General features: G+C 45.0%; 23 protein-coding genes. 12 read left to right on the top strand and 11 right to left on the bottom strand.

What is annotated here, in order from left to right; all coding sequences use genetic code 11:
* Positions 1-146 precede the first annotated feature (146 nt).
* The 4 genes from recA to MUY27_RS19625 all read right to left on the bottom strand — a co-directional run bounded on the left by recA (position 147) and on the right by MUY27_RS19625 (position 4,130).
* On the bottom strand, positions 147-1,157 hold the full coding sequence (gene recA, locus MUY27_RS19640) for a recombinase RecA (protein WP_245133020.1): 1,011 nt from the start codon (positions 1,155-1,157) through the stop codon (positions 147-149).
* A 246-nt stretch (positions 1,158-1,403) separates the two neighbouring features.
* Complete coding sequence (locus MUY27_RS19635; RefSeq protein WP_245133018.1) at positions 1,404-2,336, bottom strand: bifunctional riboflavin kinase/FAD synthetase; 933 nt, start codon at positions 2,334-2,336, stop codon at positions 1,404-1,406.
* Positions 2,333-3,118: a tRNA pseudouridine(55) synthase TruB gene (truB, locus tag MUY27_RS19630; protein WP_245133016.1), complete on the bottom strand. Its 786-nt coding sequence runs from the start codon at positions 3,116-3,118 to the stop codon at positions 2,333-2,335. The genes MUY27_RS19635 and truB overlap by 4 nt, the downstream gene beginning before the upstream one ends.
* Positions 3,119-3,245: 127 nt before the next feature.
* Entirely contained in the window at positions 3,246-4,130 is an 885-nt protein-coding gene (locus tag MUY27_RS19625) for an NAD(P)H-binding protein (RefSeq protein WP_245133014.1), read from the bottom strand.
* 80 nt (positions 4,131-4,210) lie between these two features.
* Here MUY27_RS19625 and MUY27_RS19620 point away from each other — a divergent pair, with 80 nt between their 5' ends.
* Complete coding sequence (locus MUY27_RS19620; RefSeq protein WP_338042703.1) at positions 4,211-4,567, top strand: winged helix-turn-helix transcriptional regulator; 357 nt, start codon at positions 4,211-4,213, stop codon at positions 4,565-4,567.
* A 3-nt stretch (positions 4,568-4,570) separates the two neighbouring features.
* Here MUY27_RS19620 and MUY27_RS19615 read toward each other — a convergent pair whose 3' ends face one another.
* A complete protein-coding gene (locus MUY27_RS19615) occupies positions 4,571-5,188 on the bottom strand; it encodes a polysaccharide deacetylase family protein (RefSeq protein ID WP_245133012.1) in 618 nt (205 codons plus the stop codon).
* Positions 5,189-5,279: 91 nt separating this feature from the next.
* On the opposite strand from MUY27_RS19615, the gene MUY27_RS19610 reads away from it, so the two are divergent.
* The 5 genes from MUY27_RS19610 (at position 5,280) to MUY27_RS19590 (ending at position 9,970) form a co-directional block, all read left to right on the top strand.
* A complete protein-coding gene (locus MUY27_RS19610; RefSeq protein WP_245133009.1) occupies positions 5,280-6,716 on the top strand; it encodes a TolC family protein in 1,437 nt (478 codons plus the stop codon).
* 27 nt (positions 6,717-6,743) lie between these two features.
* Positions 6,744-8,090: an efflux RND transporter periplasmic adaptor subunit gene (locus MUY27_RS19605; protein WP_245133007.1), complete on the top strand. Its 1,347-nt coding sequence runs from the start codon at positions 6,744-6,746 to the stop codon at positions 8,088-8,090.
* A gap of 164 nt (positions 8,091-8,254) precedes the next feature.
* Positions 8,255-9,259, top strand: coding sequence for an NAD(P)H-dependent glycerol-3-phosphate dehydrogenase (locus tag MUY27_RS19600; RefSeq protein WP_245133005.1), 1,005 nt, complete (start codon positions 8,255-8,257; stop codon positions 9,257-9,259).
* A gap of 25 nt (positions 9,260-9,284) precedes the next feature.
* Positions 9,285-9,614 carry a hypothetical protein gene (locus MUY27_RS19595; RefSeq protein WP_245133003.1) on the top strand — a complete coding sequence of 110 codons (330 nt, stop codon included), beginning with the start codon at positions 9,285-9,287 and terminating at the stop codon, positions 9,612-9,614.
* A gap of 35 nt (positions 9,615-9,649) precedes the next feature.
* On the top strand, positions 9,650-9,970 hold the full coding sequence (locus tag MUY27_RS19590; RefSeq protein WP_245133001.1) for a hypothetical protein: 321 nt from the start codon (positions 9,650-9,652) through the stop codon (positions 9,968-9,970).
* A gap of 75 nt (positions 9,971-10,045) precedes the next feature.
* On the opposite strand, the gene MUY27_RS19585 is transcribed toward MUY27_RS19590, so the two are convergent.
* The 5 genes from MUY27_RS19585 to MUY27_RS19565 all read right to left on the bottom strand — a co-directional run bounded on the left by MUY27_RS19585 (position 10,046) and on the right by MUY27_RS19565 (position 14,150).
* A complete protein-coding gene (locus MUY27_RS19585) occupies positions 10,046-11,830 on the bottom strand; it encodes a DEAD/DEAH box helicase (protein ID WP_245132999.1) in 1,785 nt (594 codons plus the stop codon).
* Between the two features lie 219 nt (positions 11,831-12,049).
* Positions 12,050-12,616: a GDP-mannose pyrophosphatase NudK gene (gene nudK, locus MUY27_RS19580; RefSeq protein WP_245132997.1), complete on the bottom strand. Its 567-nt coding sequence runs from the start codon at positions 12,614-12,616 to the stop codon at positions 12,050-12,052.
* Positions 12,617-12,620: 4 nt separating this feature from the next.
* Entirely contained in the window at positions 12,621-12,977 is a 357-nt protein-coding gene (locus MUY27_RS19575) for a DUF4406 domain-containing protein (protein WP_245132995.1), read from the bottom strand.
* Positions 12,978-13,032: 55 nt separating this feature from the next.
* Complete coding sequence (locus MUY27_RS19570) at positions 13,033-13,620, bottom strand: Crp/Fnr family transcriptional regulator (RefSeq protein ID WP_245132992.1); 588 nt, start codon at positions 13,618-13,620, stop codon at positions 13,033-13,035.
* 62 nt (positions 13,621-13,682) lie between these two features.
* The gene (locus MUY27_RS19565) at positions 13,683-14,150 is read right to left on the bottom strand and encodes a DUF4293 domain-containing protein (protein ID WP_245132990.1); all 468 of its coding nucleotides are present in this window, start codon (positions 14,148-14,150) and stop codon (positions 13,683-13,685) included.
* 113 nt (positions 14,151-14,263) lie between these two features.
* Between MUY27_RS19565 and truA the strand changes: the two genes are divergently transcribed.
* Positions 14,264-15,028, top strand: a complete 765-nt coding sequence (truA, locus tag MUY27_RS19560) for a tRNA pseudouridine(38-40) synthase TruA (RefSeq protein WP_245132989.1) — start codon at positions 14,264-14,266, stop codon at positions 15,026-15,028.
* Positions 15,029-15,142: 114 nt separating this feature from the next.
* Positions 15,143-16,939, top strand: coding sequence for an ABC transporter ATP-binding protein (locus MUY27_RS19555; protein ID WP_245132987.1), 1,797 nt, complete (start codon positions 15,143-15,145; stop codon positions 16,937-16,939).
* 154 nt (positions 16,940-17,093) lie between these two features.
* On the opposite strand, the gene MUY27_RS19550 is transcribed toward MUY27_RS19555, so the two are convergent.
* Complete coding sequence (locus MUY27_RS19550) at positions 17,094-17,333, bottom strand: hypothetical protein (protein WP_245132985.1); 240 nt, start codon at positions 17,331-17,333, stop codon at positions 17,094-17,096.
* Positions 17,334-17,557: 224 nt separating this feature from the next.
* Between MUY27_RS19550 and MUY27_RS19545 the strand changes: the two genes are divergently transcribed.
* From MUY27_RS19545 to MUY27_RS19530, 4 genes are all read left to right on the top strand, one after another.
* Positions 17,558-18,436, top strand: coding sequence for a cell division protein FtsX (locus MUY27_RS19545; RefSeq protein WP_245132982.1), 879 nt, complete (start codon positions 17,558-17,560; stop codon positions 18,434-18,436).
* A 5-nt stretch (positions 18,437-18,441) separates the two neighbouring features.
* Positions 18,442-18,705, top strand: a complete 264-nt coding sequence (locus MUY27_RS19540) for a DUF3098 domain-containing protein (RefSeq protein ID WP_245132980.1) — start codon at positions 18,442-18,444, stop codon at positions 18,703-18,705.
* A complete protein-coding gene (locus MUY27_RS19535; RefSeq protein ID WP_245132978.1) occupies positions 18,702-19,496 on the top strand; it encodes an undecaprenyl-diphosphate phosphatase in 795 nt (264 codons plus the stop codon). Before MUY27_RS19540 ends, MUY27_RS19535 begins: the two co-directional genes overlap by 4 nt.
* 210 nt (positions 19,497-19,706) lie before the next feature.
* Positions 19,707-21,971: an aconitate hydratase gene (locus MUY27_RS19530; RefSeq protein WP_245132976.1), complete on the top strand. Its 2,265-nt coding sequence runs from the start codon at positions 19,707-19,709 to the stop codon at positions 21,969-21,971.
* Positions 21,972-22,444: the final 473 nt, after the last annotated feature.

Below are 22,444 nucleotides of genomic sequence, written 5' to 3'. Positions count from 1 at the left end.
AGGTAAAAACGTTAACTGGTCAGGGTCATATTCCTTAAAGACTACTTTGCCTCCCATGTCTTTAAGTTACTAAAAATATATCCCTTAAACAACAAGAGACTGCCCTTTTGAGACAGCCTCTTCATATAGACACATTTTGTTATAGACTATGCTTCTTCTGCAAGTTGCTCGCCGGTAACGGTTTCTTTGATTTTTGTCTCCAGTTCTTCTGCAAGTTCCGGATTGTCATAAATCAGTTGTTTAACGGCATCGCGGCCCTGGCCTAAGCGGGTATCGCCATAGCTGAACCATGAGCCTGATTTCTTGATGATGTTATAATCTACACCCAGGTCGATAATCTCGCCGGCTTTAGAAATACCTTCACCAAACATAATATCAAACTCAGCAATGCGGAACGGAGGTGCAACTTTGTTCTTTACAATCTTCACCTTAACGCGGTTACCAGAAACCTCGTCTGTATCTTTAATTTGAGAGATACGGCGCACATCTAAACGTACAGAGGCGTAGAATTTAAGTGCGTTACCACCGGTAGTAGTTTCCGGGTTACCAAACATTACACCGATCTTATCGCGCAACTGGTTGATGAAGATACAGCAGCATCCGGTTTTGCTGATAGTACCGGTTAGCTTACGTAAGGCTTGCGACATTAAACGTGCCTGTAAGCCCATTTTAGAATCCCCCATTTCACCTTCGATCTCGCCTTTAGGTACTAATGCCGCTACGGAGTCAATCACGATGATATCAATAGCACCTGAACGGATCAGGTTATCAGCAATCTCTAACGCTTGCTCACCGTTATCCGGCTGCGAGATCAGCAGGTTCTCTACGTCTACGCCTAATTTCTTGGCATAGAAACGGTCGAACGCATGCTCGGCGTCTATAAAGGCAGCAATGCCGCCTTTTTTCTGGCACTCTGCAATTGCATGAATAGCCAGGGTTGTTTTACCGGATGATTCCGGGCCATATATTTCCACGATACGGCCTTTCGGCAGGCCGCCAATTCCTAATGCAATATCCAGGCTGATGGAACCGGTTGAAATGGCTTCCATAGGCTCAATTACACTATCGCCTAATTTCATGATGGTTCCTTTGCCGTACGACTTTTCCAGCTTATCTAATGTAAGCTGCAATGCTTTCAATTTATCTGCGTTGCTCATTCTGAATGTATCTTAAAACAAAGATAATGATATATTTTATAAATGCTAAAAAAATTAGTAAAAATATTTTTAAAGACATCGTCATTGCGCGGAACGAAGCAATCTCGTATTAAGCTTTCTGGGATTGCTTTGTCGCACTATAAGGTGCTCCGCGCAATGACGCCTTCACTTTAGTAAACTTACCTAACTTTAATAGGATGGTCAAATTTGTTTTTGCACATCCCCTGGATATAAATGATTGGAGAGTTAATGGTTTTCCAGCAACGCAAGCACGGCTTCTTTATCCTTGCCCAACTGCGTTGTCAGTTCTGCTAACGAATTGAACTTAACATCATGGCGGACGAAATGCAGGAAATGCAGCTTTAACTCCTGGTTGTAGATCTCGCGGTTAAAATCAAAGATGTTCACTTCGATATTGCGCGTCATGCCGTTAATGGTTGGCCGGTGGCCGATATAGGCCATACCGCCAAAGAACTTATTATCCAGTTGCGCTTTCACGGCATAGATCCCATCTGATGGAATGAGCTTATACTGTTCTTCTATGGCCAGGTTAGCGGTAGGATAGCCGATCTGCCTGCCGATCTGATCTCCGCGAATTACCTTTCCCGTAAGGTAGAACGGGTAACCCAAAAATGAATTGGCCAGTGCAATATCGCCTTCCAACAAAGCTTTACGAATGCGGGTAGAGCTCACAGCAACATCATCAATGTCCTGTTCGGGAATCTCCATCACGTCAAAACCGTAAGCAGGCCCCAGACGCTGTAGATCCTGTAACCCACCTGTGCGGTCTTTACCGAAGCGATGGTCATAACCAATCACAATCTTCCTGATGCCAATCCGTTTTACCAGCATTTCGGTAATGTATTCTTCGGCAGATTGGTTTGAAAAATCGCGCGAGAACGGCGTGATAATTAAATGGTCTACGCCCAATGCTTCCAGCAGTTCTGCCTTTTCGTTGATGGTGGTGATCAGTTTCAGGTCCTGATCTTCAGGGTGAAGGATCATCCGGGGATGCGGAAAGAAAGTCAGGATCACCGATTCGCCGTTGATATCTTTTGCCAGCTCGATAATCCGGCTGATAATTTTTCGGTGCCCCAGATGTACGCCGTCAAAAGTGCCTATGGTAACCACGGCATTCTTTACCGGTTCAAATTCGTTAATGTGATGGTAAAGTTTCATAGGTCGCCCCTCCCTCCATTATCGTTGCTATCTGCTCCTTCAACCAAAGCCCTCTCTACCGGGGAGGGTTGGGGAGCGGTTTCCTCCTTCAACTTCCTGACCTCGCCTACCAGCTGCATAATTTCATGGGCATCTTCTATCCTAAAATCACCACTTCGGGTACGGCGTAACCGTGAAAGATAAGCACCGTTATTTAAGGCGCGGCCAAAATCATAAACCAGCGAACGGATATAAGTGCCCTTACTACATACCACCCTGAAGCTTACTTCGGGCAGGTTGACGCTGGTGATTTCAAACTCGGTGATCGTAACCGTACGCGTTTTCAACTCTACATCCTCACCGCGGCGCGCCTTTTCATATAAACGTTCGCCACCTACCTTAATGGCAGAGTGTGCGGGTGGATACTGCTGTATCTCGCCAACAAACTGTTTTGCGGCAGCATAAATATCATCTTCGGTAATGTAGCTAATGTCGAAAGTTTCATCTACTTCCGTTTCCAGGTCGTAAGAGGGGGTAGTTGCACCAAGGATCAGCGTGCCGGTATATTCCTTTTCCTCTGCCTGGAAGGTATCAATCTGCTTGGTCATCTTACCGGTGCAGATCACCAGCAAGCCTGTTGCCAGCGGATCAAGTGTGCCTGCGTGGCCAACTTTTAGTTTCAGTGGTTTAAATGCATTACGCAGTTTGCCCACAACATCAAAACTCGTCCAGCGGTAGGGCTTGTTGATCAGCAATAACTTCCCTTCGGCGTACTCCTTCAGCGTATGATTATTAATATCCACTTCTAATTTTTGATGGGCAAAGGTATGGATTTTTGCCGTGCCGCGTAATCAGCTTTAAGTCAAGAAAAAAGGACCTCTTTTCAGAAGCCCTCGTATAAATATTCAGCCTGATTAATTTAAATAATCATTAGGCATTATAAGCTGCGGCGAATTCTTTAGCAAAGTCTTCCAGTTTGGTTTTAGATAAAGTAACCGGGTGTTGGCGATAGTCTGCAGCCATTTCTCCTGAACGGATAGCTGTACCCATTTCTACGTAGTTTTTAGCAACCTCTTCTGGTAAGTCGGCTTGCAACATCCCATCAAGATTTTGTTCGTCGGTGAATTCTACGTAAGGCAGTTCGGGCTTGCTAATGGCAGCGCCTAAAACAGCGGCTACTTCTTTGCTGGTGCGCTCGTCGCTTACTACATATCTTACGCTGTTGCCGGTAAAGTTTAAGTTGAGCAGTTCTTCTGCTGCTGCCTCGGCAATATCATTAGGATGAACCATGGTGATAGCGACATCAGCGGTAAAATTATTACCAATAATACCCGCATGTTTGATCAGGCCGATCATAGCATATAGGTTGGTATAGAAATAACCCGGGCGAAGGTGTTTAACGTCTACGCCTGCTAACGCATTTAGCTCCTGCTCTGCAAAGTGAAGGCCTGAAACCGGGCCGCAACCTTCTGGCATGTGCGCACCGATGCTGCTTAGATTTACCACTTTTTTCACACCCGCTTCCTTTATCGCATTCGCGAATTTTTTACCTACGCTGTGAATATATCCTTTCCAGTCCTTATCAATCAGTATCGGTGGGATTAGGGTAAACACGGCATCCGCACCTTTAAAGGTTTCTGCAAGAAAGCTTTCGTCTGTCACGCTGCCAATAGCTGCTTTTGCACCAAGTGCTTCAATTTGCGGTTTTCTGTCTTCGCTGCTGCTGATAACGGTTACATCGTGACCGGCTGCTATTAGTTTTTCGGTAAGTGGTTTGTTGATATTACCCAGTGAGCCTGATAGTACGTATTTCATGGTTTTTTCTTTTTTGTTGAAGCAAAACTACTACCTTTACTGTCAAATAAGCAAGTACTAACCCTAAAGTAAGTATCAAAGTGACGGCGATAAAGGAAACCTCCACCAATTTTGAGAATAAACGCATTGTTCAGTTTCAGTGCCCGGTATCATTTACTTTGGAAAAGATCGGCGGCAGGTGGAAACCGCTAATCCTTTTTAATTTACAGAAGGGGCCGCTGCGTTATGGGGAGCTCAAGCGGTGTATCCCGCCTATTACAGAAAAGATGCTGATCCAGCACCTGAAAGAACTGGAAGCCGACGGTTTGGTAGAACGCAAATCGCTGCCGGTTGTACCTCCGCATGTAACGTATAGCCTTACCACTGCTGGTAAAAGCCTGAATACGATTTTAGATGGTATGGCAGAATGGGGGCTTGCCCAGCAGAATCAGGGCTAAGGCTTAAATCAAACCAAACTCATAACCATTTTGCTGCCAGTACGCCATTGCACGCGGCAGTACATATTCTAAACGGTTAAATGCTTTCAGGCTATCGTGAAACACCACAATAGAGCCGCTCTCGGTATGCTTCAAAACGTTTTTAAGGCAGTCTTCAGGTTTCAGCGATTGGTCAAAATCGCCGCTTAGCACGTCCCACATAATCACTTTAACATCGGGGTTCTGCAGTTTCAGCAGATCTACCTGGCGGCGTTTGGCCCTGCCGTAAGGGGGGCGGAACAGGTTGGTATGGAAGTATTCGTCGCATGCTTTTATATTTTCAAGGTATACCCGATCGTCTGTTTTCCAGCCTTTTAAGTGGTTGAAGGTGTGGTTGCCGATGGCATGCCCTTCCCCCTTTACCCGCTCAAAAATATCCGGATGCTTACGTACATTGTCTCCTATACAGAAAAAAGTAGCTTTAGCCTGATACTGCTTTAAAATATTTAATACAAAAGGTGTAACAACAGGTATAGGCCCGTCGTCAAACGTGAGGTAAATGGTACGGGTATCACGATTGGCATTCCAGATCAGTTTTGGATATAGCTTTTTAAGCAGCCAGGGAGTTTTCACCAGGTACATGTACAAATAAAGTTATTTATTTTTTACCCGCGTTATTGATTAAACTGATACTTTAAACAAAGAAGCCCTGCGCCCAACCACCGGATACTGTATGAAATTAATTGTACTAAAGAAATCGCTGATCACCGCCCTTGCGCTATCAACCGTGGTAGTTATGAAGGCAAGCGCCCAGGAGAAAATTACCCTGCAGCGCGCCATCGACCTTACTCTTGAGCGCAACCTGACGATTAAGCAGGCACAATTCACGGAAGCCTTATCAAATGAAGATTACAAACAGTCTAAAAATAACCTGTTGCCTTCTTTATCAGCTTCATCGCAGGGATCATACAACTTTGGCCGCAGCCCTAACTTAACCACCTATTCTTACACCAGCCAGTCGTTCCTTTATGTGAACGGTCAGGCGCAGGCATCGGTTATCCTGTTCCAGGGCGGGCAGTTACGTAACCAGATATTGCAAAACAGGATTTTGCTGGATGCCAATAAAAGTAATACCGCAAAGGTGAAGAATGATTTGGTGCTGAGTGTAGTAACCAACTTTCTATCGGTTTTAACCAACCAGGACCTAGTTGCTGCTGCACAGCAACAGATAGATATTGCAAAGATCACGTTAGACCGTACGCAAAAAAGTTTCGATGCGGGCAACGCTACCCTGGCCGATCTTTCACAGGCTAAAGCACAGCAATCAACCGCAGACCTGAATATGACTAATGCGCAGAACCAACTGGCGCTAACCCTGCTTACTTTAAAGCAGTATATGGAAATGAACCCGGCTACGGAAATTGTGATCGAACGCCCGGACGTTGCCAAGATCAACGATATTAAAACGGCTTATGCTAACCAGGAGGTAATCAATACAGCGTTAAATGTTAACCCGGATATCCGGCTGGCAGAAACGCAGCAACGCGCCTATGCGCAAGCGGTAAAAGTAGCACGCGCGGCTTATCTACCGGTACTGTCGCTATTTGGCAGTATAGGGTCTAACTATTCCAGTATATCGCAAAACGTAGTGGGGGTAACAACCGTCACCCAACAAATCGGGACGGTGCAGGGAACCAACACCCCTGTATTCGGGCAGTTTCAATCCGCGGTTTATTCGCCTTCTTATTCGCTTACCAGCCAGTTCAGCAACAACTTCAACCAATCTGTGGGGCTTAACTTACAGATCCCCATTTTTAACCGCTACCTGGCACGTACCAGCGTGCGCAAGGCACAGTTAAATTATAAAAATGCAGAAGTATCCACCCAGTTGGCAAAGAACAACCTGGCGAAAACCATTAGTCAGGCCCTGCTTGACCTGCAGGCGGCGGACCGTAAATACCAGTCGGCACAGCAGACCTACCAGGCGAATAAAGACGCCTTTAATGTGGTACAGCAGCGATACAATGTTGGCTTGGTGAACTCGCTCGATTACAACACCTCATTAAATAATCTGAACAAATCACAGAATGATATGATCCTTGCACGCTACGAGCTTATTTTCAGAAGCAAGGTGATTGATTACTATTTAGGCAACCCGATAACACTTTAAACTCTACAACAATCCATATTCACTCGCATGGGAAAGACTACAAAATATGTTTTAATTACACTGGGTGTACTTATACTATTGCTGATTATAGGTAAGGCAACCGGCTTAATTGGTAAGCCCCAAAAAACGCAGGTTGCTACAGATAAAGCGGCGCAGCGCGATATCAACGAAACGGTATCTGCCAGCGGTAAGATCAAACCCGAGGTTGAGGTAAAGATCAGCTCTGAGGTATCCGGAGAAATTGTAGACCTGCCGATCAAGGAAGGTGATGTAGTGAAGAAAGGGCAGCTGTTGTGCCGTATCCGTCCGGATATTTTAAAATCTGGTTACGAGCGCGCTGTAGCGTCATTCAACACCCAGAAAGCACAGGTGGCCAATACCGAGCAAGGCTTGAAACAGGCAGAAGCCAACTTTGCCAATACAGAATCTGTATTTAAACGTACCGAGCAGTTATATAAAAGTAAGGTAGTTACCGCGGCCGAATTTGAGCAGGCCCGCGCTAATTACAACGCTGCCAAAGCAAATATCGAAGCTTTAAGACAGGCGGTGATCGGTGCACGTTACGGACTGGCACAATCACAAGCCGGCGTTAAAGAGGCAAACGATAACTTGGCAAAAACTACTATTTACTCGCCGGTTGATGGTGTAGTTTCTAAACTGGCGGTAGAAAAAGGCGAACGTGTGGTAGGTACCATCCAGATGACAGGCACCGAGATCATGACCATTTCTGATCTGAGCAAAATGGATGTGAACGTAGATGTGAATGAAAACGATATTAACCGTGTTAGCATCGGCGATTCTTCAAAAATTCAGATCGACGCTTTCGCCAACAAGATTTTTGACGGCGTGGTTTACGAGATAGGCAGTTCTGCAAACGTAGTAGGTACCAACGCCGACCAGGTGACCAATTTTACCGTAAAGGTGCGTATCGACCCGAAATCATACCTGGAATTGATGAAGGGTAATAAAGGTGCAGAACGCTCACCGTTCCGCCCGGGCCTTACCGGTACGGTTGATATCCAGACTAACCATACCCATGCGTTGTCCGTTCCAATCCAGTCTGTAACTACCCGCGAGGAGAAAAAAGATGACGCTGGTGCGAAGAAGGAAGGCGACGACGATGATAAGCAAAAGAAAATAGGCAGCGTTACCAAAGAATATGTATTTGTTTACAAAGGCGGTAAAGTAAGCCAGGTAGAAGTGAAGACCGGTATCCAGGACGATAGCTACATCCAGATTCTTTCCGGCCTGAACGGGGGAGAAGAAGTGGTATCTGCACCTTACTCTGCCATTTCTAAGGTTCTGAAAGACAAAATGGAGGTGGAGAAAGTGGACAAGTCGAAACTGTTCAACCCGGATGATAAATCTAAATAAGCTGATCCCATCTAAGTGACACAAAGTCCTGCATGCTCAACCATGCGGGACTTTGTTTTTATACCGGGTTTAAAATAGTTACACACACCTTTCATAAAAACTACTGAATAATTTTTTACTTTGTCTGGTCGGAACATTATCAACCTGACAAACTTTTTCGATTAATGAATTTTCAGAACAAAGTAGCCGTTATTGGAGGTGGAAGCTGGGCCACGGCTAACATCAAGATGCTGGCAGATAACACGGCATCAAAAGATATATTGTGGTGGATGCGTAATGGCGAGGCGGTTGAGCACATCCGTAAGTTCAAACACAACCCTAATTACCTGAGCTCTGTCGAGATCAAAGTTTCGGCTCAAAATATATCAACAGACCTTAAGGCTGTTATTGAACAGGCTGAGTTTATCCTGCTGAACGTTCCTGCTGCTTTTTTAAAGGATGCCTTTAAAGACATTACTGCTGATGATCTGAAAGGGAAATATATCGTTTCGGCTATTAAAGGTATCGTGCCGGATGAGAACCAGATCATCGGCGATTTTATGCACCAGCATTACCAGGTACCCTTTAATAACTTTATCGTATTAAGCGGCCCTTGCCATGCAGAAGAAGTTGCGTTGGAAAAGCTTTCTTACCTAACCATAGCTTCGCGCGATACCGCGCTTGCCAGGCAGTTTGCAAGCCTGGTTAATACCCGCTACATCAAAACGGTAGTATCTGATGATATCTATGGCACCGAATGGGCTGCCGTGCTAAAAAATATTTACGCCATAGCCAGTGGCATTTGCCACGGGGTAGGGTATGGCGATAACTTTCAGGCGGTGCTGATATCTAATGCTATCCGCGAGCTGAAAGATTTTGTTGATGCAGTTCACCCCATCGACCGCGATATTAAAGAATCTGCCTACCTGGGCGATTTGCTGGTAACTGCTTATTCGCAGTTCAGCCGTAACCGTACCTTCGGTAATATGATCGGTAAAGGTTATACCGTTACCTCGGCTCAACTAGAAATGAACATGGTAGCCGAAGGATATTATGCAGTAAATTGTCTACACCAGGTGAATAAACAATACAACGTTTCTATGCCCATCTGCGAGGCCGTATATGCGATTTTGTATCAAAAAAAGCCTCCGGTGCAGCAAATGAAACGATTGGCAGAACAATTGAGTTAGTTTCTGAAATTTATTTCAGAAAGCTATGAAAAATTTATTCAGATCAACCTGTATGGCATTAGTGTTAGGCTGTGCCGTACAAGCTTACGCACAAGATAACGGTGTGGAACGTACTGCTAAAAAAGTAGGGCATACCACTTCAAGAGTAGCTAAGAAAACAGCTCACAAAACTTCAGAGCTTGCATCAAAAGGCGCTTCTGCGGTAGCAGACCAAAGGTATAAAGGGAAATGTGCACCTAATGGTGAAGATGTTTATATTGATGGTAAGGCCCGTTATTACTACGTGGATAAAAAAGGCCATCATGTGTTTCTTAAAAAATCGCAGATCCGCGATAAACATGATATGAAGATGTAATTGTAAATAGCGCAGGGAATAGTGTGAGAGATGAGATGAAGAATTTAGCGTTATTTACGATACATCTTACCTGCGCCGGTATCTTAGCCGGCGCAGCTTGTTCTACCAACAACAAGAAAACCAGGCTAAAGGGCGATTGGCAATCTGCTAAAATGGCTACCAGGCTGAAGATCACCGAAAGGCAGTTTGCTATGGGGAAGGGCCTTGTAAAAGATTATTATCTTAAGGGAGGCACCATTTGCACTTCTACCGATAGCAACCTCTCCAATACCCTGTTTGTAATCCAACAGTTAAATGATCGTAGCAGGCTTCAACTGCTTGCCCCGGATTTTGTAGCTATGGCGTTCGTGCGTTAAAAAAACAAAAGCCCCCCTGCACCAGGAAGGCTTTGTCAACTAACTAAACTAACTAAAACTAAATTTCTATACTAATTACCAGCGTTTGCTTCTTTCAGCACGATCTTCGCGGCGCTTGCCAGAAAAATCTCTGAAACCGCCGCCGTTACCATCGCGTCTGTCGCGGCCGCCTTCACGACGGTTACCGCCTTCGCGTCGGTTATATCCTTTAGACGCACCACCGCGACTTTCGTTACGCTCATCTCCAGAAATTTCTATTCTAACCTGACGACCTTTGTAATCTGTGCTTTTAAAGCCGTTAAACACCTGGTCAACGTCATTGTTTTGTACCTCGAAGAAAGAATACACTCCTTTGACATCGATCTTACCAACAGTTTTACCACTGATACGGGTATTGTTGCAGATGTAACCTAACAGGTCGCCGCGACCGAAGCCGTCAACAGAACCAAGGTTAATGAACAAACGGGTAAAATCGCCACGGGTTCCGGTACGTGCAAAGCGCTCGCCACCATCGCGGTCGCCTCTGCGCTCTTCAGGAGCGTTCAGGTCTGGCGCGTTTTTATAGTAATCCAGGAAGCGGTTGAACTCGATAGAAGCAAAGCGTTTGATTACTTCCTCTTTGCTCATTTCGGCAAACTCGTCCATAATGCGCGGAATGTATTGCTCTATCTGCGCTTCATTCACTTCTACATGATGAACCTTATGGATCATAGAGAACAATTGCTTTTCGCAAACGTCGAAACCGGTTGGCACTTCAGCTTTAATAAAGCGTTTACCGATCACTTTCTCTATCTGGCGAATTTTGCCAACCTCTTTTTGGTTGATGATGGCGATAGACACACCTGTTTTACCGGCACGGGCTGTACGGCCGCTACGGTGGGTGTAGTTCTCAATCTCGTCAGGCAGTGAATAGTTGATCACGTGCGTCACGTCATTCACGTCGATACCACGGGCTGCTACGTCTGTTGCAATTAACAACTGTAAGCTGCGTTCGCGGTAACGTTTCATTACCTTATCGCGTTGCTGCTGCGATAAATCGCCGTGCAGCGAATCTGCATTGTAGCCGTCTTTAATTAAAGCTTCGGCAATTTCCTGGGTTTCTATTTTGGTGCGGCAGAAAACGATACCAAAAATCTCAGGGTTAAAATCTACAATACGTTTAAACGCAGCATATTTATCACGGGCACGTACCACATAATACTCGTGCTCAATGTTTTCATTACCGGTATTTTGCTTACCCATGGTAAGCTCATGCGGGTCGGTCATGTATTTTTTCGCTATGCGCCTTACTTCGGCAGGCATAGTGGCAGAGAAAAGCCATGTTTTTTTCTCTTCGGGAGTTGTAGAAAGAATCTCATCGATATCTTCCTGAAATCCCATGTTCAGCATTTCGTCGGCCTCGTCTAATACTACGTAGCGTATATCAGAAAAATCAATCGCCTTACGACCAATGATATCCAGCATACGGCCAGGGGTAGCAACCACAATCTGAACGCCGCGTTTGATAGCACGCAGTTGGTCCATAATGCTTGCTCCACCATATACCGCTACAACATTAACGTTGGCGATATTTTTGGCAAACTTATTAAGGTCATTAGCAATTTGCAGACACAATTCCCGTGTAGGGCAAAGCACTAAAGCCTGTGGATGATTTTGGTTAAAATCGACTAATTCAAGTAAAGGCAGTCCGAAAGCAGCCGTTTTTCCGGTTCCCGTTTGGGCTAATCCGACAAAATCGTTGCTGCCTGACAAAAGTACAGGAATAGAAGCTTCCTGTATTGGCGTAGGATTTTCAAATCCTAATTCAGTGATGGCATTAACAATATCATGACGGATTCCCAGTTGACTAAATGGGTTCATGATTTAAAATAACGAACTTGGCACCATTGCCAAATCGGGTGCAAAGGTAAGGATTATAATGGAATTTACATCATGTGAAAGTACTTTTTGTTGAGACCGGAGCTAATGAAGTTAAAAACCTGAAATTCATGCTTTTGCCAGGGCAGCTACAGGTCGTTTAAATACGCTGAAAACAAATTGACTTTTGTCAGGGTAAATTTTTAACTCAAAACTGATAGGTCATAACAAGCCGTTTAACCGAATTTGCTGCAGCAACATAATAGTTTTGGCATCTGTGATTTCGCCGGAGGCTATCATCCCGAAGGCGGTATCGAAGGCTAATTCTAAAATCTCGATATCCTCCTGCTCATGAGCCAGGCCGCCGCCTTCGCCTACTTTCATTTTATGGGAATATTCTGCGATAAAAAAATGGAGTATTTCGGTTACGGAACCCGGCGACATGTAGGCTTCGAATATTTTCTCAACGGTTGAGATCCGATAACCCGTTTCTTCTTCTGTTTCCCTTCTGATACATTCTTCCGGGCTGTCTTCATCTAACAAACCGGCGCAAGCCTCAATGAGTAGGCCGGTTGAGTTTCCGTTCAGGAAGGTGGGTAGCCGGAACTGCCGGGTTAAGATGACGGTTCTGGAGATGGTGTTATACAATAATATTGTCGCACCATTTCCCCGGTCGTAGCTCTCCCGGCTTTGAGCTTTCCAGGTGCCGTCTTTCTGCAAATAGTCGTAGGTGACTTTTTTGAGTGTATACCAGTTGTCTGAAAGAATCTCGGAGCTTCGGATTCTCACCTTTTCAGTTTGCATCGGGCACCTCATCGATGTGGTAATAGACTTTTAGTCCCCTTTCGGTGGCTACCCTTACGTCTTCATCCGCCCCTTTCGAATCGCCTTCTATCCTTAATACGGCATCACACTTTTCCAGCAAGCGGTGTGCTACCGGGTACTGTATTTCTTCCCAGGCTGCATCACCGGGTTGGGTAGATCCTGCCAGATGGATTAAAGGTAAGGCCACCCATTCGCCAATCATGGGTACATGGCCTTTTCTGAATAACGGTAAGGCGACAGCTTCCAATCTGTCGAGGTTTTGTTTGATTAGAACCGGGTCGTCATTGGTGCCACTGCGGTATGGCCCTGCAATAAGTATAAGCATGGTTGCAATTTTTTACTAAGAAAAGGAAAGCTTTCCGGCAAAAAATTAAGATAGCTTAAGACGCGGTTTTATTTTTATTTTTTCTGATCGCGCTTAAATGTTCCGGGGTGATACCGAGGTAAGAAGCAATCTGCTTTTGGGTAACCGTTTCTGCCGCTTGCGGATATTTCTTCATAAAGTTATCGTAGCGGTCTTCGGCGGGCAGGGTAAGGTTTTCAATCACCCGTAATTGTTCTCGGGTGTACGCATTCTGCATCAGTATCCTGAAAAACCTTTCGAATTTTGGAATGGTGCGAAAAAGCTTTTCTAAATTTTCGCGGCTTAACTGGTAGATGCAGCTATCTTCCAGCGCCTCTATGTACATCATGGCTGGTTTGCTGTTTAAATAGCAATACATGTCTGTTACCCACCAGTCTGCCACGGCAAACATCACGGTTGCTTCTTTGCCATCCTTGTCGATACAGTAAGACCTGAGTGCGCCGCTATCCACATAATTAAGGTACTTGCAGCTTTCACCGGCATTTAAAAGAATGGTTTTTTTGGGGATGCTTTTTCTTTTGACGAGGGAAAGAAAAACTTCCACCTCGTGCTCATCGAGTTCGATATGCTTGCTAATATTTCTGAGGATCAACTCGCTGGACATCAATCGAAATAGAAATTAGCGCTCTTCAACATCTACAGATGGATTTGAGCATGTATTCCCCGTTACCGCAGCCTATCTGCAGAGCGCACCAGTTTTTCATCTTTCTGGATAGCCTTTGCAGCCGCAATTAACAGAAATATGCTGATGCAGGTTAAAAACAATCCGATACCCATATTGCTGGTAGCTAACGTAACGCCGCCGGTTGCATTTTTTACAGTTTGTGCTACCCAGAAGCTGTAACCTATTACCACTAATATAGCGCTGTAACACAAAGCAATTTGTTGTTTTCGGTTACGGAACAGGAAGACAATTACTACAGGAACCAAGCCAATAACTGCGGTGATGATGCTCAGGGCTGCAAAAGGCTGCGTTTGCACTTGCTGGCCGTTAACATTCTGATAAACGCCGGTAACTTTAATAGTAGAAGCCACTCCGTTGATGAAAACATCGTGTGCTAAAGGGAAAAGATATAGGGCGAAGATCAGCAGACCTGCAAATAGCAGGTAAACGGTTTGGATTCTTTGTATCATGATGGTGTATAGCGAAGCAAAGATAAAATTGTTTGTATAAAAATATAATACGGGCGATGAGGTCTGAACCGGATATCTTTTTTAGCCTAACTACGTTTTGCTAACTTTGCGCTGTGGCAGAAAATCAACGGTACTTTATAGAACTTGCTTATGACGGAACCAACTATCACGGCTGGCAGATACAGCCAAACGCGATTACCGTACAGGAGATGCTCGATAAAGCGTTAAGCACGTTATTGAGGCAGCCGATAGAAACAGTTGGTTGCGGGCGCACGGACACCGGCGTACATGCCAAAGAGTTTTTTGCACATGTAGATTTAGACGATGGACCATGGACCATGGACTATGGACGCGCCATCACAGGCCTTAACGCGCTGCTTCCTTTCGACATCGGCGTTAAACGCATTATCCCCGTAGATGCTGAAGCACATGCCAGGTTCGATGCCACGTTAAGATCATACGAGTATCATATTCATTTCGGGAAAGACCCTTTTAAGCATAACTATTCGTGGTTACTGCGCGACAAACCGGATATTCGCCTGATGAATGAAGCCGCGGCGATCATAAAAGAATATACCGACTTCAGCTGTTTTAGTAAATCGAACACGCAAACCTTCACGAATAATTGTAAGATCAGCAGGGCAGAATGGGAAGAGCGTGACGGTGGTATTGTATTTGATATCTCTGCAGACCGCTTCTTGCGCAACATGGTTCGGGCAATCGTTGGTACGTTGTTAATGGTTGGACGAAAAGATATAGAACCAGAGGCCGTAAGGCAAATTATAGAAAGTAAAAACCGCAGCAACGCCGGAACATCTGTGCCTGCCTGCGGGTTATATTTAACGGAAGTAAAATATCCATATCCCCTTGGGGGATAGATGCAAGAAACAAGAATCAGGAAACAAGATAAAATCTTGAGTCTCGAATGTTTTCTTAAAGACATAGGATCAATGAAAATCCGAAATTGAAAATTCGAATTTCGAAATAAAAAAATGGCTGTAACCGGGAACGCGATAGACTGGAAATTAATGGGCAGGGTGATGCATTACGTGCGTCCTTACAGGATAACGTTTGCTATTGCCGCATTCTTGACAGTCTTTTTAGCCGTAGTGGTGCTGATACAACCCATCCTGATACAGAAGACACTGGATAATTACATTGTAGTTGGTAACTATGATGGGTTGGTGTTTATGGTGGGTTTGATGATTGCCCAACTGATTATCCAGACGCTGGCGCAATACTATCAAACCTTTTTAACTAATAGTCTGGGTCAGTCTGTTATCCGCGATCTGCGTAAGGATGTGTTCAACCATATTATCAGTCTGCGCTTACGTTATTTCGACCGTACGCCTATAGGTATGCTGATCACCCGTACCGTTTCAGATCTGGAAACCATCGCCGATATTTTCTCAGAAGGATTGATCTCGATAACCGGCGATATGCTGGTGGTCGTCTCCATTATTATCTACATGCTGAACGAGGATTGGAAGCTAACGCTGATCACCCTGATCCCGATACCGTTCCTGTTGCTGGCGACGTACATTTTCAAAGAGGCGATCAAAGTATCTTTCCAGGAAGTACGCACGCAGGTATCGCAACTGAACACTTTTTTACAAGAGCATATTTCCGGTATCGGCATTATCCAGTATTTCGCCAGGGAAGAGCAGGAGATGGGCAAGTTCAAAGCCGTGAATATGAAGTACCGGGATGCCAACATTCGTTCTAACTGGTACTATTCTATCTTTTTCCCAGTGGTGGAAATCTTGTTCGCCATGTGTATGGGTTTGTTGGTTTGGTATGGCTGTAAGCGCATCCTTTCCGATCAGCAATTAGCTGCCATGACGGCGCATGGCAAAGGCATTACTGCGGGGCGCATTGTCGAATTTATTGCATTGTTGAACTTGCTGTTCCGCCCGATCCGCCAGCTGGCAGATAAGTTCAATACCCTTCAAATGGGTATGGTGGGTGCCGACCGGATTTTCAAAGTGCTGGATACGGATGACATTGCAGAAAATAAGGGAACGATTAAATCCGGCGAGATCAAAGGCGATATTAAGTTCGAAGATGTTTGGTTCGCTTACGTGGATGATAACTGGGTGCTGAAAAATATCAGTTTCGAGGTAAAGCCGGGCGAAACACTGGCGCTGGTAGGGGCGACAGGAGCGGGTAAATCGTCAACTATCAATATCCTGAACCGATTTTATGATATTGGCAAAGGAAAGGTGTTGTTGGATGGGAAAGACCTGCACGAGTACGAAACAGGTTTTTTAAGATCTAAAATTGCTACGGTGATCCAGGATGTCTTCCTGTTTTCTGATACTATTGCCAATAACATCAGCCTGAATAATCCGGCCATTAGCCTGGATAGAATTATCGCTGCCGCTAAAGACGTTGGCGCGCATGAATTTATTGAAAGGCTGCCCGGCGGCTATCAATACAACGTGATGGAACGCGGGGCAACCCTTTCCGCAGGGCAGGCACAACTGATCTCGTTTATCCGCGCGCTGGTATATGATCCGGCGATATTGGTGCTTGATGAAGCAACATCATCAGTCGACACAGAAACGGAAGAACTAATCCAGAACGCCATCGGCAAACTAATGCAGGGCCGTACCGCGATTGTTATTGCCCACCGCTTATCCACCATCCAAAGTGCGGACAAGATCATCGTACTGGACCATGGCGAGATCAAAGAAATTGGTACCCACCAGGAACTGCTTCGTATCCCTAACGGCTATTACCGCAAACTATACGATTTACAATTTAACTCAGCTGGTATAGCGAGGTGATTTTAGGAGCGGGTTGCCAGTTGCGAGGAGCGAGATTTTGTAGAACGATGAATTAAGCTGCCATTTGCTGTTTGTAAGGAAAATTTGATGGATGCAGTGGTCTTCATTTAGTTGCAATTTCACGCACCACGCACCTCTTTCCTCGCAACTAAAATTAATCAGGCTGCACTTTGCCTTGTTTCATACCCTCGTTCTCAGTTGGTGGCGTTTTGATGGGGTTAACCGGTTCTTCATCCTCGCGGTGGGTTTTGTCCACATTGCCAAAGTCGGCGTTTTCGGCGTCATAATCTTTATCCTCCGGGCGTTGAATGGTTTTATTACCGTTATCTTCAGGGCGGTCTGTCGGTGTATCAGAAGGTGATGGTTTATGTGGGTTATTAGCAGGTTTTGTCATGATTATATCTTTCTTTTATAAACCTGCATCAAAACCAGATTGTTTGTAGACTAATGACTAATGACTAATGACTAATGACTAATGAACCAATGACCCGATGACCAACTGGAATCCCGTTAAATTTTGTTAAAAGTTCGGCAGGCAGATTTTATTGCCTTATTATTGCCGGGATAAAGTTTTACCTTTAACACCATAATCTTATTTTTGCAGCTTAACCGTGCATTATGGAAGAATTTGAAACCAGTTCGTCAGCAAAGAAGGTAAAAACCATTTACATTTCCACCGTTTTCGGTGTAGCTATGGTGCTGTTAATGGTTGGTTTACTTGGGCTGATACTGGTTCACGCTAATAACCTGTCGCGTTATGTGAAAGAGAATATCGTGGTGAACGTGTACGTGGACGAGACAACCCGCGAAGCGGACGTGCTGCAATTGCAGAAACAACTGGATGCTAACCCCTGGGTGAAACAAACCCAGTATGTTAGTAAAGAGCTGGCTGCGCGGAAGTTGCAAAAGGATCTTGGGGAAGATTTTATTAAGTTTCTGGGGGTTAACCCACTGTCTGAATCAATCGATGTTTACTTAAAGGCTGATTATGCTAATAATAATGACATTGCGAAATTCAAGGCAGACCTGCTTAAAAACCCGCTGATTAAGGAAGTGAATTACCAGGCTCCCCTGGTAGAAAAAATGAACCAGAACCTGGGGGCAATCACACTGGTAATCCTGGTGTTTGCCGGGATATTTGTGGTGGTTTCCGTCGCATTGATCAATAACACCATCAGGCTGGCGATCTATTCCCAACGCTTCCTGATCAAGTCGATGCAATTGGTAGGCGCTACCAAATCATTCATCCGCAAGCCGTTCCTGTTATATGGCATCTGGCATGGGCTGCTTGGGGCATTAATTGCTATCATTATCCTGGTGGGTACTTTGTACCTGGCTGTAAGGCAGATCCCGGATCTGGTGATACTACAGAACTACAAAGAGTTTGCGGTGGTGTTCCTGGTGGTGATAGGGCTGGGGGTATTTATCTCCGGCTTCAGTACCTTCCTTGCGGTTAACCGTTTCTTACGTTTAAAAATATACGATCTATACAGATAATAACTATGGCACAAAAATATGTAAGGCCGACTACGGCTTCCAGAACAACAAGCCCTGCCGAGCAGGCCCCGGTGAATTTTATTTTCGATAAAAGTAATTACACTTTACTGGCTGTTAGCGTAGTGGTGGTAGCTTTGGGTTTTGTGTTGATGAGCGGTAATACAGATATCTATAGCAATACTAAAATTGTAGTTGCGCCGATAGTGGTGCTTGCTGGCTTTGGTTTAGGTTTTTACTCGATATTTAAGAAGCCGGCTACCAAAGCATGAATTTAATTCACGTGATTATTCTGGCAATTATTGAAGGATTGACAGAATTTTTACCGGTATCTTCTACCGGGCATATGATTATTGCGTCTTCTGCAATGGGTATTGCTAATGATCCTTTTGTAAAGCTATTCACTATAGCCATTCAGTTAGGCGCTATCCTTTCGGTGATCGTTCTGTATTACAAACGCTTTTTCCGTTCGGTTAACTTCTACATTAAACTGATTGTTGCCTTTATCCCTGCCGCTATTTTTGGTTTGCTGTTAGCGAAGAGGATAGATGCGCTGTTAGAAAGTGCATTGACAGTTGGTATCACTTTATTTGTAGGTGGTATCATATTGCTGTTCGTTGATAAGTGGTTTAACAATCCGCGTGTAGAAAAGGAAGAGCAGATCAGTCTGCCTACGGCGTTGAAGATCGGCTTTTTCCAATGCATCGCCATGATCCCTGGTGTGTCTCGTTCTGCTGCTACAATCGTGGGCGGTATGTCGCAAAAGCTGAGCCGCACGGCAGCTGCCGAATTTTCATTTTTCCTGGCAGTTCCAACCATGTTTGCTGCCACTGCTAAGAAGTTGTATGATTTCTACAAAGAAGGCCACAAATTCACCGGGGAGGAAATTAAATTGTTGGCCGTAGGCAATGTGATTGCGTTTATCGTAGCCATGCTGGCGATCAAAACTTTCATTACTTTTCTGGAAAAGAAAGGCTTCAGGCTGTTTGGTTTTTACCGGATCCTGGTAGGGGGGATTATCATTGTCATCTATCTGACGGGGCACAATCTCGAAGTAATTTAAGACGAATTTAATAGCAGGGCGCCCTAACAAGCGCCCTGTTTGCTTTACCGCCCAATGCGGTCACTCTCAGGTAATTTATAACATATCTAAATAACATTTCGGGAAACCGTCCCTACCATTTAGCTGTTAAATTTCGTACATTCGCCGCGTTGAGCCCTTTTAGGGGGTAAGACGTCAGGTTTTACTTTTCACTTTTAAAAATCAAATACAATGGCTTTTGATTTAGACATGATTAAGAAGGTTTACGACCGCTACGCGAGCCGTATAGAGGCTGCCCGTAAAGCGACCGGAAAACCTTTAACATTGACTGAGAAAATTTTATACGCTCACTTATCTGAAGGCAATGCGCAGCAGGCTTTTCAGCGTGGCGTTGACTATGTAGATTTTGCACCAGACCGCGTGGCTATGCAGGATGCTACCGCGCAGATGGCGTTGCTGCAATTTATGCAGGCTGGTCGTCCGCAGGTTGCCGTTCCTTCTACCGTACACTGTGATCACCTGATCCAGGCTAAGATTGGTGCCGATCAGGATTTGTCTACTGCTAAGGATATCAACAAAGAAGTTTACGACTTCCTTTCATCTGTTTCTGATAAATATGGCATCGGGTTCTGGAAACCGGGTGCAGGTATCATTCACCAGGTAGTGTTAGAGAACTACGCTTTCCCGGGTGGTATGATGATTGGTACCGACTCACACACACCTAACGCAGGTGGTTTGGGTATGGTTGCCATTGGTGTTGGTGGTGCTGATGCTTGCGACGTAATGGCCGGTTTACCATGGGAGCTTAAATTCCCTAAATTGTTAGGTGTGAAACTGACTGGTAAAATGTCTGGCTGGACTTCAGCGAAAGACGTTATCCTGCGTGTTGCAGGTATCCTTACTGTAAAAGGTGGTACCGGTTACATTGTAGAATATTTCGGCGAAGGCGCTAACTCAATGTCGGCTACGGGTAAAGCTACCATCTGTAACATGGGGGCAGAAATTGGTGCAACTACTTCTATCTTCGGTTACGACGAGAAAGCAGCGGGTTACCTGCGCGGTACCCAACGTGCTGATATTGCGGATATGGCCGATGCGATTAAAGAACATTTAACCGGCGACGCAGAAGTTTACGCAAACCCTGAGCAATACTTCGACCAGGTAATTGAAATTAACCTGAGCGAGTTAGAACCACACGTAAACGGTCCGTTCACTCCGGATCTGGCATGGCCAATCTCTAAATTTGCTACCGCGGTTAAAGAAAACGGCTGGCCAACTACGCTTGAAGTTGGTTTGATCGGTTCTTGTACCAACTCTTCTTATGAGGATATAACCCGTGCTGCTTCTGTTGCACAACAGGCAATCGATAAAAAGCTAAAAACAAAGGCAGAGTATACTGTAACCCCGGGTTCAGAGCAGGTACGTTACACTGTTGAGCGTGATGGTTATTTAAAAACCTTCGAAGAGATCGGTGGTGTGGTATTAGCTAACGCTTGCGGTCCTTGTATCGGTCAATGGTCTCGTCATACAGATGATCCTACCCGCAAAAACTCAATCATTACTTCGTTCAACCGTAACTTCGCAAAACGTCAGGACGGTAACCCTAATACTCACGCTTTCGTAGCTTCTCCGGAGATTGTTACTGCGTTTGCTATTGCAGGTGATCTGACTTTCAATCCGCTGGTGGATACGCTAACTAACGAGAACGGCGAGCAGGTTAAACTGGAAGAGCCACTGGGCATTGAATTGCCGGTAAAAGGTTTCGCTGTGGAAGATGCAGGTTACCAGGCACCGGCTGAAGATGGCAGCAGCGTAACTGTACAGGTTAGCCCTACTTCATCACGCTTGCAACTGTTAGAACCATTCCCGGCTTGGGAGGGCACAGACCTTAGCGGTTTAAAACTGTTAATTAAAGCTAAGGGCAAGTGTACTACCGACCATATTTCTATGGCTGGCCCATGGTTGAAATTCCGTGGTCACCTGGATAATATCAGTAACAACATGCTGATCGGTGCGATCAACTATTTTAACAATACAGCAGATTCTGTTAAGAACCAATTAACAGGTGAGTATGGTCCGGTTCCGGCTACCCAACGCGATTATAAAGCAGCTGGCATCGGTTCAGTTGTAGTTGGTGACGAGAACTATGGTGAAGGTTCATCACGCGAGCACGCAGCGATGGAGCCACGTCACTTAGGTGTTCGTGCGATCCTGGTAAAATCATTTGCCCGTATCCACGAAACCAACCTGAAAAAACAAGGTATGCTGGCCATCACTTTTGCTGATCCGGCTGACTATGAGAAGGTTCAGGAGGATGATGTAATTGACATTACTGGTCTTACCACCTTTGCTCCGGGTAAACAATTAGGTGTTACCCTGAACCATAAAGATGGTTCTACAGACTCTTTTGCGGTTAACCATACTTACAATGCACAACAAATTGAGTGGTTTAAAGCAGGTGGTGCGTTAAACATCATCCGCAAGCAACAAGCTTAATTAAATCCCGGTTATCCGGATTGATATACTGAACGCCCTTGCTTTTGCAAGGGCGTTCTTGTTTTATTATGACCTCATATTTCTATCGCGCGACTGCATCGCGTGACGACTAAGTTGAAAAATTTTATTGTTAAATTAACGGTTAGGATTTCAGCGTTTTAAACGCGTGTCTACTTCTGCACGCGATGCAATCGCGCGCAAGTGAAAAAATTGAAGAATGCGCTTCTATATCTCTGTCGCGCGATTGTATCGCGTGACGACTAAGCTGAACAAATTTTATTGTTAAATTAACGATTAGGATTTCAGCGTTTTAAACGCGTGTCTACTTCTGCACGCGATGCAATCGCGCGCAAGTGAAATGGTTGGATTTTTTTTGCCATGCGATCGAATCGCGTGACGGCTAAGTTGAACAATTTTATTGTTAGATAGAGTTTTTTTTCGTTTAAAACGCGTGTCTACTTCTGCACGCGATG

Source organism: Mucilaginibacter straminoryzae, assembly GCF_022953055.1.
GTDB classification, from domain to species: Bacteria; Bacteroidota; Bacteroidia; order Sphingobacteriales; family Sphingobacteriaceae; genus Mucilaginibacter; species Mucilaginibacter straminoryzae.
This window is presented reverse-complemented; position numbering and strand designations above follow the sequence as displayed.

Coding starts and splice junctions, on each gene's coding strand:
- recA (WP_245133020.1), bottom strand. CDS start 1,157: ATGAGCAACGCAGATAAATTGAAAGCATTGCAGCTTACATTAGATAAG.
- MUY27_RS19635 (WP_245133018.1), bottom strand. CDS start 2,336: ATGAAACTTTACCATCACATTAACGAATTTGAACCGGTAAAGAATGCC.
- MUY27_RS19625 (WP_245133014.1), bottom strand. CDS start 4,130: ATGAAATACGTACTATCAGGCTCACTGGGTAATATCAACAAACCACTT.
- MUY27_RS19615 (WP_245133012.1), bottom strand. CDS start 5,188: ATGTACCTGGTGAAAACTCCCTGGCTGCTTAAAAAGCTATATCCAAAA.
- MUY27_RS19610 (WP_245133009.1), top strand. CDS start 5,280: ATGAAATTAATTGTACTAAAGAAATCGCTGATCACCGCCCTTGCGCTA.
- MUY27_RS19605 (WP_245133007.1), top strand. CDS start 6,744: ATGGGAAAGACTACAAAATATGTTTTAATTACACTGGGTGTACTTATA.
- MUY27_RS19600 (WP_245133005.1), top strand. CDS start 8,255: ATGAATTTTCAGAACAAAGTAGCCGTTATTGGAGGTGGAAGCTGGGCC.
- MUY27_RS19595 (WP_245133003.1), top strand. CDS start 9,285: ATGAAAAATTTATTCAGATCAACCTGTATGGCATTAGTGTTAGGCTGT.
- MUY27_RS19590 (WP_245133001.1), top strand. CDS start 9,650: ATGAAGAATTTAGCGTTATTTACGATACATCTTACCTGCGCCGGTATC.
- MUY27_RS19585 (WP_245132999.1), bottom strand. CDS start 11,830: ATGAACCCATTTAGTCAACTGGGAATCCGTCATGATATTGTTAATGCC.
- MUY27_RS19575 (WP_245132995.1), bottom strand. CDS start 12,977: ATGCTTATACTTATTGCAGGGCCATACCGCAGTGGCACCAATGACGAC.
- MUY27_RS19570 (WP_245132992.1), bottom strand. CDS start 13,620: ATGTCCAGCGAGTTGATCCTCAGAAATATTAGCAAGCATATCGAACTC.
- MUY27_RS19565 (WP_245132990.1), bottom strand. CDS start 14,150: ATGATACAAAGAATCCAAACCGTTTACCTGCTATTTGCAGGTCTGCTG.
- MUY27_RS19555 (WP_245132987.1), top strand. CDS start 15,143: ATGGCTGTAACCGGGAACGCGATAGACTGGAAATTAATGGGCAGGGTG.
- MUY27_RS19550 (WP_245132985.1), bottom strand. CDS start 17,333: ATGACAAAACCTGCTAATAACCCACATAAACCATCACCTTCTGATACA.
- MUY27_RS19545 (WP_245132982.1), top strand. CDS start 17,558: ATGGAAGAATTTGAAACCAGTTCGTCAGCAAAGAAGGTAAAAACCATT.
- MUY27_RS19540 (WP_245132980.1), top strand. CDS start 18,442: ATGGCACAAAAATATGTAAGGCCGACTACGGCTTCCAGAACAACAAGC.
- MUY27_RS19535 (WP_245132978.1), top strand. CDS start 18,702: ATGAATTTAATTCACGTGATTATTCTGGCAATTATTGAAGGATTGACA.
- MUY27_RS19530 (WP_245132976.1), top strand. CDS start 19,707: ATGGCTTTTGATTTAGACATGATTAAGAAGGTTTACGACCGCTACGCG.